The organism is Xenorhabdus miraniensis (assembly GCF_002632615.1).
Genome location: NZ_NITZ01000116.1, coordinates 1 through 548, shown reverse-complemented (window position 1 = coordinate 548; position 548 = coordinate 1). Strand labels below are relative to the sequence as shown.

1 protein-coding gene is annotated in these 548 nt (G+C 44.3%); it reads right to left on the bottom strand.

Annotated elements, in window-relative coordinates; translation table 11 throughout:
* Positions 1-116: 116 nt before the first annotated feature.
* Positions 117-386 (bottom strand): PAAR domain-containing protein, encoded by a 270-nt coding sequence (locus Xmir_RS22340; protein ID WP_099116123.1) that lies wholly within the window; start codon positions 384-386, stop codon positions 117-119.
* Positions 387-548 lie beyond the last annotated feature (162 nt).

The window sequence follows — 548 nt, the reverse complement described above, 5'->3', positions numbered from 1 at the left end:
TTCATAACTAAATGTCTTATCACCTAATGTCACATCAATCTTATGTGTGCAATCATCCGGGTTTTCACAACCACATATTGCTGAACCTGCCTTTGTTGATGTCATTTTTTATCTCCTTAACCAATATTCACACTGCCGCCGCCAATCACAACACCACCACAATCGACAGCATCTCCTGTTCTGGCGGCAGGCTTCCCTTCAATAAATACAGAACCCGATCCACCTGAAATTGTTCTTGGATGTGAACAATGAGATGCCAAAGCATCACCTTGTCGTGCAAGATAAGCGCCATCAACTTTAACCGTACTAGCTCCGGTAATCACGGGAGTTGCTGAACAATCACCATGCTCTGTACCGATATCTCCGATTTTGACTACATTACCCATATTAGTTTTCCCTGTTTTGGTTAAAGTGGCACTTGGCCTAACTCCTGAATTAATAAACGTTCAGCCCGCATATGTCCCGGCTGACTGTATTCGGTTAATTGGGAATAGATCGCCGTTGGCAGGTCATCAAGTGTGAGATAGTGCCGGATGATGAAGAGCTGG